General features: G+C 67.1%; 13 protein-coding genes. 9 read left to right on the top strand and 4 right to left on the bottom strand.

All coding sequences use genetic code 11. The features are described from left to right. Positions 1 to 295: 295 nt before the first annotated feature. Together ACR9ZJ_RS07950 and ACR9ZJ_RS07945 are read right to left on the bottom strand one after the other, a co-directional pair. Positions 296 to 910: an SGNH/GDSL hydrolase family protein gene (locus ACR9ZJ_RS07950; RefSeq protein WP_481287448.1), complete on the bottom strand. Its 615-nt coding sequence runs from the start codon at positions 908 to 910 to the stop codon at positions 296 to 298. 3 nt (positions 911 to 913) lie between these two features. After that, positions 914 to 2,158, bottom strand: coding sequence for an aminotransferase class I/II-fold pyridoxal phosphate-dependent enzyme (locus ACR9ZJ_RS07945; RefSeq protein ID WP_481287447.1), 1,245 nt, complete (start codon positions 2,156 to 2,158; stop codon positions 914 to 916). Positions 2,159 to 2,276: 118 nt separating this feature from the next. Here ACR9ZJ_RS07945 and rsgA point away from each other — a divergent pair, with 118 nt between their 5' ends. Together rsgA and ACR9ZJ_RS07935 are read left to right on the top strand one after the other, a co-directional pair. Next, a complete protein-coding gene (gene rsgA / locus ACR9ZJ_RS07940) occupies positions 2,277 to 3,332 on the top strand; it encodes a ribosome small subunit-dependent GTPase A (RefSeq protein WP_481287446.1) in 1,056 nt (351 codons plus the stop codon). A 155-nt stretch (positions 3,333 to 3,487) separates the two neighbouring features. Further along, a complete protein-coding gene (locus ACR9ZJ_RS07935; RefSeq protein ID WP_481287445.1) occupies positions 3,488 to 5,704 on the top strand; it encodes an autotransporter outer membrane beta-barrel domain-containing protein in 2,217 nt (738 codons plus the stop codon). Here ACR9ZJ_RS07935 and ACR9ZJ_RS07930 read toward each other — a convergent pair. Beyond that, positions 5,701 to 6,669: a sugar-binding transcriptional regulator gene (locus tag ACR9ZJ_RS07930; protein WP_371022387.1), complete on the bottom strand. Its 969-nt coding sequence runs from the start codon at positions 6,667 to 6,669 to the stop codon at positions 5,701 to 5,703. The two genes, ACR9ZJ_RS07935 and ACR9ZJ_RS07930, sit on opposite strands and share 4 nt — an antisense overlap. An 84-nt stretch (positions 6,670 to 6,753) precedes the next feature. After that, entirely contained in the window at positions 6,754 to 7,215 is a 462-nt protein-coding gene (gene rpiB, locus ACR9ZJ_RS07925; protein WP_306849078.1) for a ribose 5-phosphate isomerase B, read from the bottom strand. Between the two features lie 242 nt (positions 7,216 to 7,457). Here rpiB and ACR9ZJ_RS07920 point away from each other — a divergent pair, with 242 nt between their 5' ends. The 7 genes from ACR9ZJ_RS07920 to dhaL are packed head-to-tail and all read left to right on the top strand — an operon-like array spanning position 7,458 to position 14,557. Continuing rightward, on the top strand, positions 7,458 to 8,939 hold the full coding sequence (locus ACR9ZJ_RS07920; protein WP_481287444.1) for a sugar ABC transporter ATP-binding protein: 1,482 nt from the start codon (positions 7,458 to 7,460) through the stop codon (positions 8,937 to 8,939). Beyond that, the gene (locus ACR9ZJ_RS07915) at positions 8,936 to 9,919 is read left to right on the top strand and encodes an ABC transporter permease (RefSeq protein WP_481282343.1); all 984 of its coding nucleotides are present in this window, start codon (positions 8,936 to 8,938) and stop codon (positions 9,917 to 9,919) included. Before ACR9ZJ_RS07920 ends, ACR9ZJ_RS07915 begins: the two co-directional genes overlap by 4 nt. 31 nt (positions 9,920 to 9,950) lie before the next feature. Further along, entirely contained in the window at positions 9,951 to 10,946 is a 996-nt protein-coding gene (locus ACR9ZJ_RS07910; protein WP_306849081.1) for a substrate-binding domain-containing protein, read from the top strand. Between the two features lie 2 nt (positions 10,947 to 10,948). Continuing rightward, entirely contained in the window at positions 10,949 to 11,716 is a 768-nt protein-coding gene (locus ACR9ZJ_RS07905; RefSeq protein WP_481287443.1) for an SDR family oxidoreductase, read from the top strand. Positions 11,717 to 11,744: 28 nt separating this feature from the next. After that, on the top strand, positions 11,745 to 12,860 hold the full coding sequence (locus ACR9ZJ_RS07900; protein ID WP_481287442.1) for an MDR/zinc-dependent alcohol dehydrogenase-like family protein: 1,116 nt from the start codon (positions 11,745 to 11,747) through the stop codon (positions 12,858 to 12,860). 42 nt (positions 12,861 to 12,902) lie between these two features. Continuing rightward, positions 12,903 to 13,904: a dihydroxyacetone kinase subunit DhaK gene (locus ACR9ZJ_RS07895; RefSeq protein ID WP_481282346.1), complete on the top strand. Its 1,002-nt coding sequence runs from the start codon at positions 12,903 to 12,905 to the stop codon at positions 13,902 to 13,904. Beyond that, positions 13,901 to 14,557 (top strand): dihydroxyacetone kinase subunit DhaL, encoded by a 657-nt coding sequence (dhaL, locus tag ACR9ZJ_RS07890; protein WP_481287441.1) that lies wholly within the window; start codon positions 13,901 to 13,903, stop codon positions 14,555 to 14,557. The genes ACR9ZJ_RS07895 and dhaL overlap by 4 nt, the downstream gene beginning before the upstream one ends. Positions 14,558 to 14,627 lie beyond the last annotated feature (70 nt).

The raw sequence follows: 14,627 nt of genomic DNA, 5'->3' as shown, positions 1-14,627 counted from the left end.
GTGCCCAGTCTCGGGCCCGGAGGTAACGGATGCGTGGCGAAGGTGTTGCAGGGGTGTTGCGGCCTGGCCGGCGCTTCGCGCCGGATCGCCGATGAATCGGCTCCCACAGGGCAGGAGCATCGCCGACGGGGAGCGGGCTCCCACAGGACAGGAGCATCGCGACGGGGATCGGCTCTCACAGGACAGGAGCATCGCCGATGAATCGGCTCCCACCCTGCCGGACCCTGGACAGTCAATGCTCTGGTGGGAGCCGACCCTGTCGGCGATGCTCCTGTGGGAGCCGATTCATCGGCGATCAGCGGTGAAGTTCACGCAACGCCGCCTGCGCCTCGGGAAGGATCCGCTTCACCCACTCCGCATACTGCGCAGCCGACGGATGCAGCCCATCGCCCACCAGCATGCCGGGCTTAGCCCCCGCTTCGCGCGATGCCGCCGCCACGTCCACCCACCGCGCATGCATGCGCGACGTTTCATCGCGTGCGATGGCGTTGAACGTATCGATCTCGCGGCCGATCGCCGCGCGGTCGCGCCCTTCCGCGAAGGCGGTCACGCCCCAGTCGGGAATCGACACGACGACGACCCGGCGGATATCGCCGGACAACTCCGCCGCCCGTCGGAGCAAGGCGAGGAATTGCTCCCGGTATTCCGTGGCGGGTCGCCCGCGATACTGGTTGTTCACCCCGATCAGCAGGGTGACGAGCGCATAGCCTGGCTGCAGTGCCGCCGCGTCCATCGCCGCGGAGAGCTCGTCCGTCGTCCATCCCGTGGTGGCGACGATGCGCGGAGCCCCCACGGCGATGCCGCGTTCACGCAGCCGTGCGACGAGTTGCACCGGCCAGCGTCCTTCGTCGGGAACGCCTTCGCCGATCGTGTACGAATCGCCCAGGGCGAGAAACGCAGGATCCGCCATCGATCAGGCGACCGCGCTGGCAGCGGGTATCGCCTCGTCTGCCATGCGCGCGAGCACGCGGTCCATGCGGACGAACACCTCGGCGAGTTGTTCCGGTGGCGGCAGCAAGGTGAGGCGCAGGTGGCGGCTCGCGGACAGGTTGAAACTGGTGCCTGGCACGACGAGCACGTTCTCGTCCTCGAGCAGGCGCAGGGCGAAGGCGGTGTCGTCGAAATGCGCGATCGCATCGGCGCGCACCTGGGGGAAGGCGTAGATCGCACCGCCCGGTGCCACCGTCTGGAGGAACGGACTGGCGGCGACGCTTTCGAGCACGATGCGGCGGGCTTCGTGGAGGCGGCCGTCGGGCGCGGTCAGTGCGCCGATCGTCGGCTTGTCCAGCAGGGCGGGGCGTACGGCCCACTGCGCCGTCACGTTCGCGCACAGGCGCAGCGCGGCGAGCAGCTGCAAGGCATCGCGATACTCGGCGGTGCGCCGCTGGTCGCCCGAGAGGCTCATCCAGCCGACACGATAGCCGCAGGCGCGATGGACCTTGGACAGGCCGCCGAAGCTCACGCAGGGATGGTCGCCGGCGACCGCCGCGAGGGGCTGGAACGGCGTGCCGTCGTAGAGGATCTCATCGTAGATTTCGTCGCACAGCAGGAGCAGGCCGTGCCTCCGGGCCACCTCGACGATGCGCTCCAGCAGCGCCTTCGGGTAGACCGCGCCGGTGGGGTTGTTGGGGTTGATCAGCACCAGCGCGCGCGTGCGCGGGCCGACCAGCGCGTCGATCTCGTCGGGATCGGGCAGGTGGCCGTTTTCGGCAAGGCAGCGGTAATAACGGGGGCTGCCGTCGTTGAGGATCGTGGCGGCGCTCCACAGCGGATAGTCCGGGCTGGGCAGGAGGACCTCGTCGCCGGGCTGGAGGAGGGCGCGCAACGAGATGTCGATCAGCTCGCTCACGCCGTTGCCGATGAAGACGTGCTCGACATCGACGCCGGTCGCGCCGCGGCTCCGTTGCTGGGCGACGATCGCCTCGCGGGCTTCTTCCAGGCCTTGTTCGTGGCCGTAGGCCTCGCTGTCCACCAGATGCGCGCCGATGGCTTCGCGCAGGTGCGGCGGGGTCGTGAACCCGTAGCGGCCGGGGTTGCCGATGTTGAGCTTGATGATCGGCTGGCCCGCCGCTTCCATCTCGCGCGCACGCCGGGTGAGGGCGCCGCGGATTTCATAGCGCACTTCCGCCAGGTGCGCGCTGGGCTTGATCGAGGACACGTCGGGACTTCCGTTGCATACCGTCCGGGCCCTTCCCGGCGGTCGTGTCCCGATCCTAACAGCGTCTTTACGGCGTCGCGAGGCGGAAAACGGGCCGAGAGCGGGCATAATCGCGCCCATGACCGATTCCTCGGACCTGGCGCGCCTGCGCCACATCGGCTGGCGCGACCCCGCCTTGCCCGACGACCCACGCCGCCTCGCGCGCGTGGTGGCACAGCATCGCGCGGGCTACGAGGTGCACGACGGCTCGGCGGCGTTCAACGCCCAGCCCGCCGGCCCCTTCCTCAAGCGGGGACTCGATCCGTCGCTGCGGCCGGCGGTGGGCGACTTCGTCTTCCTCGACCACGCGAACCACCCCGTGATCGAAGCGGTGTTGCCGCGCCGCTCCGTGCTCACCCGCGCCGCCGCTGGCGAACGCTACGAACGACAGATCATCGCCACCAACATCGACTACGTGCTGGTGCTGACCGGGTTGGATGGCGACTTCAATCCCTCGCGCATCGAGCGCTACCTGACCCTGGTGGAAGGTTCCGGCGCCCGTCCCGTGGTACTGCTGAGCAAGGCCGACACGGGCGTGGACGTGGCCGCGGCGATCGCCGCGCTGGGGACTCGCCTGCCCGCCGATGCCGCGGTGCATGCGATCAACGCCAAGGATCCCGCCACGGTGGACCTGTTGGCGGCTTATCTCGGTCCCGGCACGAGCGCGGTCCTGGTCGGGTCGTCGGGCGCGGGCAAGTCGACGCTCACCAATACGCTGCTCGGCGAGGAACGCATGGCGACGGGGGCGGTGCGTACGAACGACAGCCGTGGGCGGCATACCACCACGCATCGCGCCCTGCTGAGCCTGCCGACGGGCGGTTGCCTGATCGACACCCCCGGCATGCGCGAACTCAAGCTCACCGGCGAGGAAAACCTCGACCTGTTCGCCGACATCGAAACGCTCGCCGCGCAATGCCGTTTCGCCGATTGCAGCCACGGCAACGAGCCGGGCTGTGCGATCCAGGCGGCACTCGCCTCGGGTGAATTGTCGCCATCGCGCTGGCGCAACTACCTCAAGCTGCATGACGAACGGGAGGAGCAGGCCGCCACGCTGGAAGCCCGCCTGAAGCGCAAGGCCGGCCCCAAGTCCGTCGGCAAGCCCCGTCGCGGCGACTGGTCCCGCGGCGAGGATTGACCCGACCTGTCGGCACCAATCCACCACCCGGTGGGAGCCGACCCTGTCGGCGATGCTCTTGCACCGACCCTACACACATCACGCCCGCAACCGACATACACCACGCACCCCGGTAACTAACTTGCTTGTCCCTATCGGCATGCAAGGAGGCCACCATGGCCACGATATCGTGCGGGCGCGGCGCGCTCGCCATGGTCCTCGCCGGCGCATTCGCCTCGCCTGCGCAGTCCACGGAATGGAAGACCGGCATCATCGTCGATCGTGGTGAAGCCGGGCAGCTGGACCCCGGCGACATCGTCCATGTCTCCGGGGACAAGACCGTCGGGATCCGCGTGGCCTCGCGCGCCACCTTCGACGCGGAAGCCCTGACCATCATCCACGACGGAGCGACCGTCCCCACGGGCCATGCGTTCGGCATCCTCGCCATTGATGGCGCCGAGGTATCGCTGGCCGACAGCCTCGTCCGATTGAACGGGCGCCGCACGATCGGGGTCCAGGCGCAACGTCACGCCACGATCGATCTGGACCGTTCCGGCATCGAGGTAGCCAGCGGCGCGGGAGACAGGTCCATCGCACTGGCGCTCGCCGGCGGCACGGCACGGCTTCAGGGGTCCTCGATCGATGGAGGACATGGCCACGCGATCGCCACGCAGTTCCCCGGTGGCGGCACGGCACAGGTGCTGGCGGAGGATTCGACGATCCGCGGTCGTATCGCCAGTGGCGAGGTAGGTCTCGGCATCATATCCGTCGCTGGCCGTATCGACGGCGACATCGCACGCGAGGGCTCGGGCGCGCTCGACCTGCGAATGCTGCGCAGCGAATGGCGAGGCAAGGCGGGACGGCTTTCAAGCCTTTCCCTCGAAGACAGCACCTGGGTCGTGGGCGGGGACAGCGCCATCGACGCTCTGCGGTTGTCCCGCGGCGGTACGGTCGCGCTCGACAGGAACCGGCCGGGCTTCACGACGCTCCGGGTCGGCACATGGACGGCTGATGCCGGCGCCACTGGCGTCGTACTCGGTACCCGGCTCGATGCCGGCGGGTCGTTGCGCCGGCAGGCTACCGACCGCCTGCTCATCAGCGGCGACGCATCCGGCAGCGCCGTGGTGCATGTGACCCATGTCGGCGGCACGGGCGCGGCGACCGCGGGGTGGGACGGTAGCAACGGTCCCGCCGACGGCATCAGTCTCGTGCAGGTCGGCGGCACGGCGAGCGCCGGGTCCTTTCGACTGGCGGGAGACCACGTCGTGGTCGGACCGTGGAGTTACGCATTGCAGGCCTACGAGCCGGGACGGAGCGATGCCCGGCAGCGGCTGGTCGAGGGCGAGGGCGAGGGCGGCGGATTCTGGGATTTCCGCCTGCAAAGCACGAAGGTCGAAGGCCCGGCGCAGGGGCGCGAGGGACGAAGCCGCTCGACCGTACCCGCCATCCGTCCCGCACTCGCCCCGCAAGCGCCCGCTTACCTGGTGTTGAACCATGCGTTGTTCGGGTACGGCGTGGTGGCGCTCGATGCGCTCCATCCGCGGGAACGGGATGTCGCTCGCGACCCGGCGTTGCGCGTTAGCGCGGTCGGCGGCGACGTGGCCTATCGCAGTACCTTGCCATTCACCTCCTATGGCGTGGATTACCGGCGCAGCGATCGCGGAGTGCAGGTCGCCGGCGACTTTCTCGTCCATGCCGATGGCGACACGACCTGGCGTGTGGGCGCGGCGGCTTCGCTGGGTGGCAGTGTCGTGTCGCCCCGCGTTGTCGACGGTCGGAGTGAAGCCCGCGTCGGTGCCCGCGGCGCGGCATTGCATGCGCAGTGGGTGTCGGAAGGCGGCTGGCAGGTAGCGGCCGGCTACGCCATGACGCACTACCGGATCGGCGTGCGTACACCCACGCGCGGCGAGGTGCTCGGGCGGCTGCGGGCCAACGGCCACGACAAGGCGCTTTCCGCGCGATACCGCTGGCAAGTCACGGATCGGTTCGTCATCGAACCTGGCTCATCCCTGTTCTGGCAGCGACTCCGCTTCAGCCGTGCCGTCGATGGCGACGGGCTCGACGTGCTTGGCGGCATGCCCCGGCGCGTGGTGCTGCGGAGTGGGGCGAGGGCATCGCTGATGCTCGCGCCCAAAGGCGGCGTGCTATATGCGTGGATGCCTTACCTGGAGCTTCGGCATGCGCTCATCCGTCCTTCGGGTGGATCGACCGACCTGTCCGGAGAACAGTTTCCCATGGAGCGCGCGACACGTGCGGCCGAATGGTCGATTGGTGCGACCTTTCAACTGTGGTCGCGCATGACCGCCCATGTCGATGCGGTCCGGCGCGTCCGCATCGGGCAAGGCGGCGAGGCCGGGATCACCGCGCGCGCCGGGCTGGCCCTCACGTTCTAGGCGCGGGCCACGTCCATGCCACGCGTGGCCTGCTCCAGGCTCAATACGGTTTGCGCGATGGCTTCCGTCGTGGCCAGCGTATCGATCACGCCCGTGCGCAACGCACCGAGGATGGCCGTGGCCTTGGTGTGCTCGCTGGCGATCGCGATCACGTTGGGGATGCGCTCCAGGTCGGGCAGGGAAAGACCCACCACGCGGTCCTGCATCAGGGTGGTGGCGGGCCGGCCATGGATGTCGATGAAGTCGTAGCCCATGATGTCGCCCACCGCGCCGGAGCGCTTCGCCTCGGCGATCTCGGCCTGGGTGAACCAGCCCATGCGCACCATGTTGCTGTCCTCGAGGATGTCACCGACGCCGACCAGGGCGATATGCGCGCGCTGCGCCTTGCTCAGTGATTGACGGACGGTCTCGTTCTCGAGCAGGGCCTTGCACATGGCCGGATCGCTGACCAGCGCCGGCGCGTACAGGGTTTCGCTGTCGCCGCCGAAACGCAGCGCGAGGCGGCGGCTGATGTGATCGGCGTTCATCGCCTCGCCGCCGCGGTACGACCCGCCGATGGCGCAGACGAAGGAGCACTGCCGCTGGGTGGACGACACGGCATGGTGCGAGATGGAACTGACGTTGCGGCCCATGCCCACCGCCACGATGCTGCCGTCGGTGAGGATGCGGTCGAGGTAGCTTGCCACCAGTCCGGCCAGGAGTTCGCGTTGCTTGTCCTGGTCCTTGTGGTCCACCGAGATGATGGCGCGGTCGATGCCGAACCGGGAGGTGAGCTCGTCCTCCAGCGCCTGGGTGGCCTGGGGGTGATGGCGCACGCGGATCTCGACGATGCCCTCGTCCTGGGCGCGCTTCAACAGACGGCCGACCTTCGCCCGCGACAGCGAGAACTTCTTCGCGAGGTCTTCCTGGGTCAGCCCGTCCACGTAGTAGAGCTTGGCGAGCTGGGTCAGTTCTTCGTTGGTCATCGCGTCCTTCGGGCGTGGGAACCGCACGGAGCATCTTAGCGGCCTGGCGGCCCGGGCGATGCGCCCTGCCGTCCGGGAGGTTCGTCAAAGATGGCCGAGCGTCTTCTCGTAGGCGAGGATTTTCTCGACCTTCGGCGTGGAACGGCCGCCGTCGAACTCGGCGCCCAGCCATGCGTCGACGATGCTGTTGGCCAGTTCGTTGCCGATGACGCGGCCGCCCAGGGTCACGATCTGCGCGTCGTTGCTGCGCCTGGCCCGCTCGGCGGAATACGTGTCGTGGCACTGGGCGGCGCGCACGCCCGGCACCTTGTTCGCCGAAATGGCCATGCCGATACCGGTGCCGCAGAGCAGGATGGCGCGCGGAAAGTCGCCCGCGGCGATGCGTTCGGCCACGGCGATGGCCACATCGGGATACAACGCCTTCTCCTCCGGGCCATGCGTGCCGAAGTCGGTCAATTCGACATGGGGGTGCTTCTCGGCGATATGCCGCTTCACCGATTCCTTGAGCGCGTACGCGGCTTCGTCGCAGCCGATCGCCACTTTCATGGGGTCTTTCTCCGAAAATCGCGCGATCATATGCGCGTCGTTGAGCAAAAGATCATGCTGGCGATTTATAGGGGTGGGCTCCTGTCCTGTCAAGCATAAACGAGGCCCTGACTCGAATGTTGCGTCGCAGCAAAGAGTTAGCTGTGTCGCCGCCCCTGTTGACACCCGAAAAACGACGTGGCTACTATCGGCTCCGCTTAGATCAACTGCTCACTGTTGAGCAAAAGTTCTAGAGGTGTTCGGTGAACGACGTCCTGCTCGAAGCACGCGAGGTTTCCAAGAGCTTCAATGGCGTGACCGCCCTGCGCGACGGCCGGCTCACCCTTCGCGCGGGTAGCGTCCACGCCCTCTGCGGGGGCAACGGCGCGGGAAAGTCGACCTTCCTGAATGTCCTCATGGGCTTGCTACGGCGCGATGGCGGCAGCATCCGCCGCAACGGCGTCGAGGTGTCGTTCGCCAGCCCGGGCGACGCGCTGGCCCACGGCATGGCGATCATCACCCAGGAGCTCTCCCCGGTGATGGGCATGACGGTGGCGGAAAACCTCTACCTCGGCCGCGAACCCACCCTGGGCGGCTTCTTCGTCGATTACCGCAAGCTGCGGAAGCAGGCCCAGGCCTTGCTCGACCGGCTCGGCTTCGCCATCGATGCCGGCCGCGTGATGAGCGAGCTGAGCCTCGCTCAGGTCCAGCTCGTCGAGATCGCCAAGGCATTCAGCTACGACTGCCAGGTGATCATCATGGACGAGCCGACCTCCGCGATCGGCGAGCGCGAGACCGAAACGCTGTTCGCGGCGATCCGCAGCGTCACGGCCAATGGCGCGGGCATCGTGTACGTGTCGCATCGACTGTCCGAACTCGCGGAAATCGCCGAGGACTACACGATCTTCCGCGATGGCGCCTTCGTCGAAAGCGGAAAGCTGGCGGATATCGACCGTGCCCACCTCGTCCGCGGCATCGTCGGCCGGGAACTCGTGGCCGTGGACAAGGAGAAACGCCCCGCCAGCGACAAGGTGTGCCTCAACGTGGACGGTCTTTCGCGCAAGAACGAGTTCAGCGACGTGAGCCTGCAGGTGCGCCACGGCGAAATCCTCGGCATCTATGGCCTGATGGGCTCGGGCCGCAGCGAATTCCTCAATTGCGTCTATGGCCTGACCACGCCGGACGGCGGCAACGTGCTGCTGGACGGCAAGCCACTGCCCAAGGGCGATCCGGCCGCGACGATCCGCGCCGGCATCTCGCTGGTGACGGAAGACCGCAAGGACACCGGCCTGGTCCTGTCCGGCAGCGTGCGCGAGAACATCGCGATGGCGGCGTATCCAAGCCTGTCGAGCCTGTCGGTCATCAATGGCCGCAAGGAGCGGGCGCTTGCCGACGAGATGATCGGCAAGCTCAACGTCAAGACGGCCTCGCAGGAATTGCCGGTCGGTTCGATGAGCGGCGGCAACCAGCAAAAGGTGGTGTTGGCCAAGTGCCTGTCCACCGGGCCGACGCTGCTGCTTTGCGACGAACCCACGCGCGGCATCGACGAGGGCGCCAAGCGGGAGATCTACAAGCTGCTCGATCAGTTCGTGCGCGCCGGTGGCGCCGTGATCGTCGTCTCGTCCGAGGCGCCGGAGCTGCTCTACCTCTCCGATCGCATCGCCGTCTTCAAGGGCGGCCGGATCGTCGCCACGCGCGACGACGACAACCTCTCCCAGGAAACCCTGCTGCATCTCGCCTCATGAACGCACAGACCCTCACCACGCCGGCAACGGCACCCGTCGCGCCGCGGCAGCGGATGCGCACCTTCATCGACCGCTTCGCGATGCCGATCATCTTCGTCGTGCTTTGCGTGGTGCTCGCGTTCTCCAGCGAGTACTTCCTGACCGCGCGGAACCTGATGGATATCCTCAGGCAGACCTCGATCAACGGCATCCTCGCGATCGGCATGACCTACGTCATCCTGACCAAGGGCATCGACCTCTCCGTGGGCTCGATCCTCGCCTTCGCGGGGATCTGCAGCGGGCTCGTCGCCGCGCAGGGCCACGGCGTGCTCGCCGCCCTCAGCGCCGGCCTGCTCGCGGGCGCCGTGCTGGGCGCGGTGAACGGCTTCGTCGTCGCGCGCCTCTCGGTGCCACCGTTCGTGGCGACGCTGGGCATGCTGAGCGTCGCCCGTGGCCTCACCTATATCGTCAACGACGGCAGCCCCGTCGCCGACCTGCCGGACGGCTATCTCTCGCTCGGCGATGGCAAGCTCGGCCCGCTGAGCATGCCTATCGTGATCTTCGCCGCCGTGGCGCTGCTGTTCTGGATGGTCCTGAAATACACGACCTACGGCCGCTATGTATACGCGGTCGGCGGCAACGAGAAGAGCGCGCGCACCTCCGGCATCGGCGTGCGCAAGGTGATCTTCTCCGTCTATGTGGTCTCGGGCCTGCTTGCCGGACTCGCCGGCATGGTCCTTTCCGCGCGCACCACCTCGGCGCTGCCGCAGGCGGGCCTTTCCTACGAGCTCGACGCGATCGCCGCGGTGGTGATCGGCGGGACCAGCCTGTCTGGCGGCACCGGCAGCCTGGTCGGCACGCTGTTCGGCGCGCTGCTCATCGGTGTCATCAATAACGGCCTCAACCTCCTCGGTGTGTCCTCGTACTACCAGCAGGTCGCCAAGGGACTGATCATCGTCCTGGCCGTGCTCCTCGACGTATCCCGCAAGAAACAGCGCTGAACCGGCGCTCCCATTCCACGGAGAGAAACACATGAAATTGCGCAAGCTCCTTGTCTGCATGCTGGCCGCGAGCACCCTCATGGCGGGCGCCGTCGAAGCGAAGACCTACAAGATCGGTGCCGCCGTCTACGGCTTGAAGGGCCAGTTCATGCAGGCCTGGGTGAAGTCGATCAAGGAACATCCCGCGGTGAAGGACGGCACGGTCCAGATCACCGTCTTCGACGGCAACTACGACGCCAACACGCAGAACAACCAGATCGAGACGATGATCACGCAGCATTACGACGCGATCATCTTCGTGCCGATCGACACCAAGGCCAGCGTGGGCGCGGTACGCCACGCCATGGCCGAGGACATCCCGGTGGTCGCCTCCAACACCAAGGTCGCCTCGGACAAGGTCGTCTACGTCGGCAACGACGACGTGGAGGGCGGCCGGCTCCAGGCGGCGGCGCTCGCGAAACAGATCGGCGGCAAGGGCAACGTCGTCATCATCCAGGGCCCGATCGGGCAGTCGGCGCAGATCGATCGCGAGAAGGGCGAGCTGGAAGTACTGGCGAAGAACCCGGGCATCAAGATCATCGAGAAGAAGACGGCCAACTGGGACCGCGCCCAGGCACTGAGCCTCACGGAGGACTGGTTGAACGCGCATCCCAAGCAGATCGCCGGCATCGTCTCGCAGAACGACGACATGGCCCTTGGCGCGCTGCAGGCCCTGAAATCGCATGGCGTCTCGCCCAAGGACGTGCCGATCACCTCGATCGACGGCATGCCCGACGCGATCAAGGCGGCCCAGGCCGGTGAGATCACCACCTTCCTGCAGGATGCCCAGGCGCAATCGCAAGGCGCGCTCGACGTGACGCTGGCCAAGCTCATCGGCGACAGCTACAAGCCGCGTTCGGTGATCTGGCAGCGCTACGGCAACCAGGTGAAATGGGCCGACGGCAAGGCCGCCAGCTATATCCTGCCCTGGGTGCCGGTCACTCCGCAGAACGCGGATGCGTTGTACAAGCAGGTGACGGGCGGCTGATCATGAGCTCATTCTGGAACGACGCATTCGACCTCGGCGGCCAGGTGGCCGTCGTCACCGGCGGTGGCGCGGGCATCGGTTTCGCCTGCGCCGAACTGCTCGCCTCGCGCGGCGCCTCGGTGGCGTTGCTCGACCTGCGGCCGGACGTGGCGGATATCGCCGCCACGCTCCCGGGCGAAGCGGGCAAGCACATCGGCGTCACGCTCGACGTACGCGACCTCACTCAGGTGCACGCCGCCGTCGACACCGTGATGAAGCGTTTCGGGCGCATCGATCACCTCGTCAACAGCGCGGGCGTGGCGATCCTCGACAAGGCCGTGGACGTGACCGAAGCCGGCTGGGACACGACCATGGACGTGAACCTGAAGGCCTCGTTCTTCGTGGCCCAGGCCGTCGCGAAGCCGATGATGGCTGCCGGCCGCGGCCGTATCGTGAACCTCGCCTCGCAGGCGGCCGTGGTCGCGCTCGATCGCCACGTGGCCTATTGCGCCAGCAAGGCGGCCATCGTCGGCATGACCAAGGTGCTGGCGATCGAATGGGCCGCCTCGGGTATCACCGTCAACGCCGTATCGCCCACCGTGGTCGAGACCGAGCTGGGCAAGAAGGCCTGGGCCGGCGAAGTCGGCGAGCGGGCGAAGAAGCAGATTCCCATGGGGCGTTTCGCCCAGCCCGCCGAGATCGCCGCGATGGTGCTCTACCTCCTCTCCGACGCGGCCGCGATGATCACCGGCGAGAACGTGGTGATCGACGGCGGTTACACCGTCCAGTAATCCCTTCCGCAGAACACGCAGGCGACCCATGTCCACCGTCATCGAACCGAGCGAAGCGCGCGCCATCCCATCCATCCCCAAGACCATGCAGGCCGTGGTCTGCTACGCACCCGAGGATTATCGCCTCGAGGAAGTGCCCGTGCCCACCCCGGGCCCGGACGAGATACTGACCAAGGTGGAACTGGTCGGCATCTGCATGGGCGACATCAAGACCTATCGCGGCGCGCCATCGTTCTGGGGTGACGACGAGCAGCCGCGCTACGTGAAGCCGCCGATGATTCCCGGCCACGAGTTCGTCTGCCGTGTCGTCGCGCTGGGGCCAGGGGCCGGGAAGCGTGGCGTCGCCGTCGGCGACCGCGTGATCTCCGAACAGATCGTGCCGTGCTGGGGCTGCCGCTTCTGCAACCACGGCCAGTACTGGATGTGCCAGAAGCACGATCTCTACGGCTTCCAGAAAAACGTGCAGGGCGCCATGGCCGAGTACATGATCTTCACCAGGGAAGGCATCGTGCACAAGGTGCCCGATGAGATCCCGCCGGACGAAGCGATCCTCATCGAGCCGCTGGCATGCTCGCTGCACGCGGCGGACCGTGCGGACGTGGGTTTCGACGACATCGTCGTCGTGGCCGGCGCCGGCACGCTCGGCCTCGGCATCATCGGCGCGGTACGCCTGCGCAACCCGAAGAAGCTCATCGTGCTCGACATGAAGCCCGAGCGCGCGGCGCTGGCGCTGCGCATGGGCGCGGACGAGGTATGGAATCCGGGCCAGGAAGACGTGGTGGCGAAGATCAAGGCGATCACGGGCGGTTACGGTTGCGACATCTACATCGAGGCGACCGGCCATCACCGGGCCGTGAACCAGGGCATGGCGATGCTGCGCAAGCTCGGCCGCTTCGTCGAGTTCAGCGTGTTCAACGACGAGGCCACGGTCGACTGGTCGATCATCGGTGACCGCAAGGAACTGGACGTGCTCGGGTCGCACCTGGGACCGTACATGTATCCGCGCGCCATCGACTTCATCGGGCAGCGCAAGATCGACGTGCGCGATATCGTCACCCACAAGTTCCCGCTGGCGAGGTTCGCCGAAGCCTTCGCGGTGATGGAGCGCGGTGAACATTCCTTGAAAGTCGTACTCGAACCCTGAGCCCCTCCGGCGCACACTCCAAGTTTTCAGGAACCACACGTAATGAACCGAGTGATCAACGACCCCGAGAAGGTCGTCGAAGACATGGTACGCGGCATCGTCGCCGCCCATCCCGAGATGGCGCTGGATAGCGCGAACCCGCGCGTGATCGGTGTCGCCACGAAGAAACCCGAAGGCTCCGTCGGCCTGGTCACGGGCGGCGGTTCCGGACACGAACCCGCCTTCCTCGGCTATGTCGGTCCGGGCTTGCTGGACGCCGTCGCCATCGGCGAGATCTTTTCGTCGCCCACGGCGAAGAGCTTCCTCGATGCCTTCAAGGCCGCGGACCGCGGCGCGGGCGTGGCCTGCCTCTACGGCAACTACGCCGGCGACAACATGAACGTGAAGATGGCGGTGAAGATGGCCGCCGCCCAGGGCATCACGGTGAAGACCGTGGTGGCCAACGACGATGTCGCCTCCGCGCCGAAGACCGAACGCGAAAAGCGCCGTGGCGTGGCCGGCGAGATCGTCATGTGGAAATGCGGTGGCGCCCGCGCCGCCTTGGGTGGCAGCCTCGACGAAGTGATCGCCACCGCGCAGAAGGCGATCGATGCCACCCGCTCGGTGGGCATCGGACTTTCCGCCTGCACCATCCCCGCCGCGGGCAAGGCCAACTTCCACATCGCCGATGGCGAGATGGAGGTCGGCATCGGCCATCACGGCGAGCACGGCGTGCAGGTAACGAAGACGGTGTCGTCCAGGGACATGGCGAAGATGATGCTGGACATCATCCTTCCCGACTTCCCCCTGGCCAAGGGCGACGAAGTGTCGGTCCTCGTCTCGGGGCTCGGCGCCACGCCCTTGATGGAGCAGTACATCTTCTATGCCGATGTCGCCGAGCAACTCGAAGCCGCCGGCGCCGTCGTCGCCTTCCGCTTCGTCGGCAACCTGTTCACCTCGCTCGAAATGAACGGCATCACGCTGACACTGACCCGGCTCGACGACGAACTGAAGACTTGCCTCGCCCATCCCTGTTCGAGCATCGGCCTGAAGGTGCTGGCATGACGACCGTCCTTTCGCTTCCGCTTTCCGACGGGCGTTTCATCGTCGATGGCCTCGTCGCGACGATCCGTGCCAATCGCGACTACCTCTCCGAGATCGATGCCGCCACGGGCGACGGCGATCACGGCATCAACATGGCCAAGGGGTTCGCCTTGTGCGCCGAACGCATGGATGCCGAAGGCGTGCGCGGCGGGGGCGAGGCGTTCGAAGCCCTGACGATGGCCTTGATGGACGACATCGGTGGATCGATGGGGCCGCTATACGGCAGCTTCTTCCTCGAATTCCAGCTCGCCTTTAGGGGACACGACACACTCGACGCGGCGCTGTTCGGGCAGGCGCTGGCCGCGGGCGTCGCGTCGGTCCAGGAATTGGGCGGCGCGAAGGTCGGCGACAAGACCTTGATGGACACGCTGGTGCCGGCCGAGGCCGCCTATCGCGAAGCGCTGGCGCAAGGTGGCGGCTTTATCGAGGCCCTGGCCGCGATGTCGGCGGCGGCGGAGAAGGGCAAGGATTCCACCAGGGACATGCAGGCCAGGATCGGCCGCGCGGCGCGACTGGGTGAACGCTCCATCGGCACCGTGGACGCCGGTGCCACTTCATGTTTCCTGATTCTCGAGTCGATGGCGGATTCGATCACGCGTCGCCTCGCGCCGTGACTTGTGGGAGCCGCTTCAGCGGCGATCCCGCGGCAGCGGGCCAGCCTGCCTGAGGCAAGCACCCATCGCC

The sequence above is a fragment of the Luteibacter sp. KNZ12-1A genome (assembly GCF_056755675.1).
The sequence above is the reverse complement of the archived record's forward strand: the minus strand, read 5'-3'. Positions and strand labels throughout refer to the sequence as shown.

What these genes read in the sequence shown, in the direction of transcription:
- dhaL (WP_481287441.1), top strand. Translation starts at nt 13,901, where the DNA reads ATGACGACCGTCCTTTCGCTTCCGCTTTCCGACGGGCGTTTCATCGTC.
- ACR9ZJ_RS07915 (WP_481282343.1), top strand. Translation starts at nt 8,936, where the DNA reads ATGAACGCACAGACCCTCACCACGCCGGCAACGGCACCCGTCGCGCCG.
- ACR9ZJ_RS07910 (WP_306849081.1), top strand. Translation starts at nt 9,951, where the DNA reads ATGAAATTGCGCAAGCTCCTTGTCTGCATGCTGGCCGCGAGCACCCTC.
- ACR9ZJ_RS07950 (WP_481287448.1), bottom strand. Translation starts at nt 910, where the DNA reads ATGGCGGATCCTGCGTTTCTCGCCCTGGGCGATTCGTACACGATCGGC.
- ACR9ZJ_RS07895 (WP_481282346.1), top strand. Translation starts at nt 12,903, where the DNA reads ATGAACCGAGTGATCAACGACCCCGAGAAGGTCGTCGAAGACATGGTA.
- ACR9ZJ_RS07900 (WP_481287442.1), top strand. Translation starts at nt 11,745, where the DNA reads ATGTCCACCGTCATCGAACCGAGCGAAGCGCGCGCCATCCCATCCATC.
- ACR9ZJ_RS07930 (WP_371022387.1), bottom strand. Translation starts at nt 6,669, where the DNA reads ATGACCAACGAAGAACTGACCCAGCTCGCCAAGCTCTACTACGTGGAC.
- ACR9ZJ_RS07935 (WP_481287445.1), top strand. Translation starts at nt 3,488, where the DNA reads ATGGCCACGATATCGTGCGGGCGCGGCGCGCTCGCCATGGTCCTCGCC.
- rpiB (WP_306849078.1), bottom strand. Translation starts at nt 7,215, where the DNA reads ATGAAAGTGGCGATCGGCTGCGACGAAGCCGCGTACGCGCTCAAGGAA.
- rsgA (WP_481287446.1), top strand. Translation starts at nt 2,277, where the DNA reads ATGACCGATTCCTCGGACCTGGCGCGCCTGCGCCACATCGGCTGGCGC.
- ACR9ZJ_RS07905 (WP_481287443.1), top strand. Translation starts at nt 10,949, where the DNA reads ATGAGCTCATTCTGGAACGACGCATTCGACCTCGGCGGCCAGGTGGCC.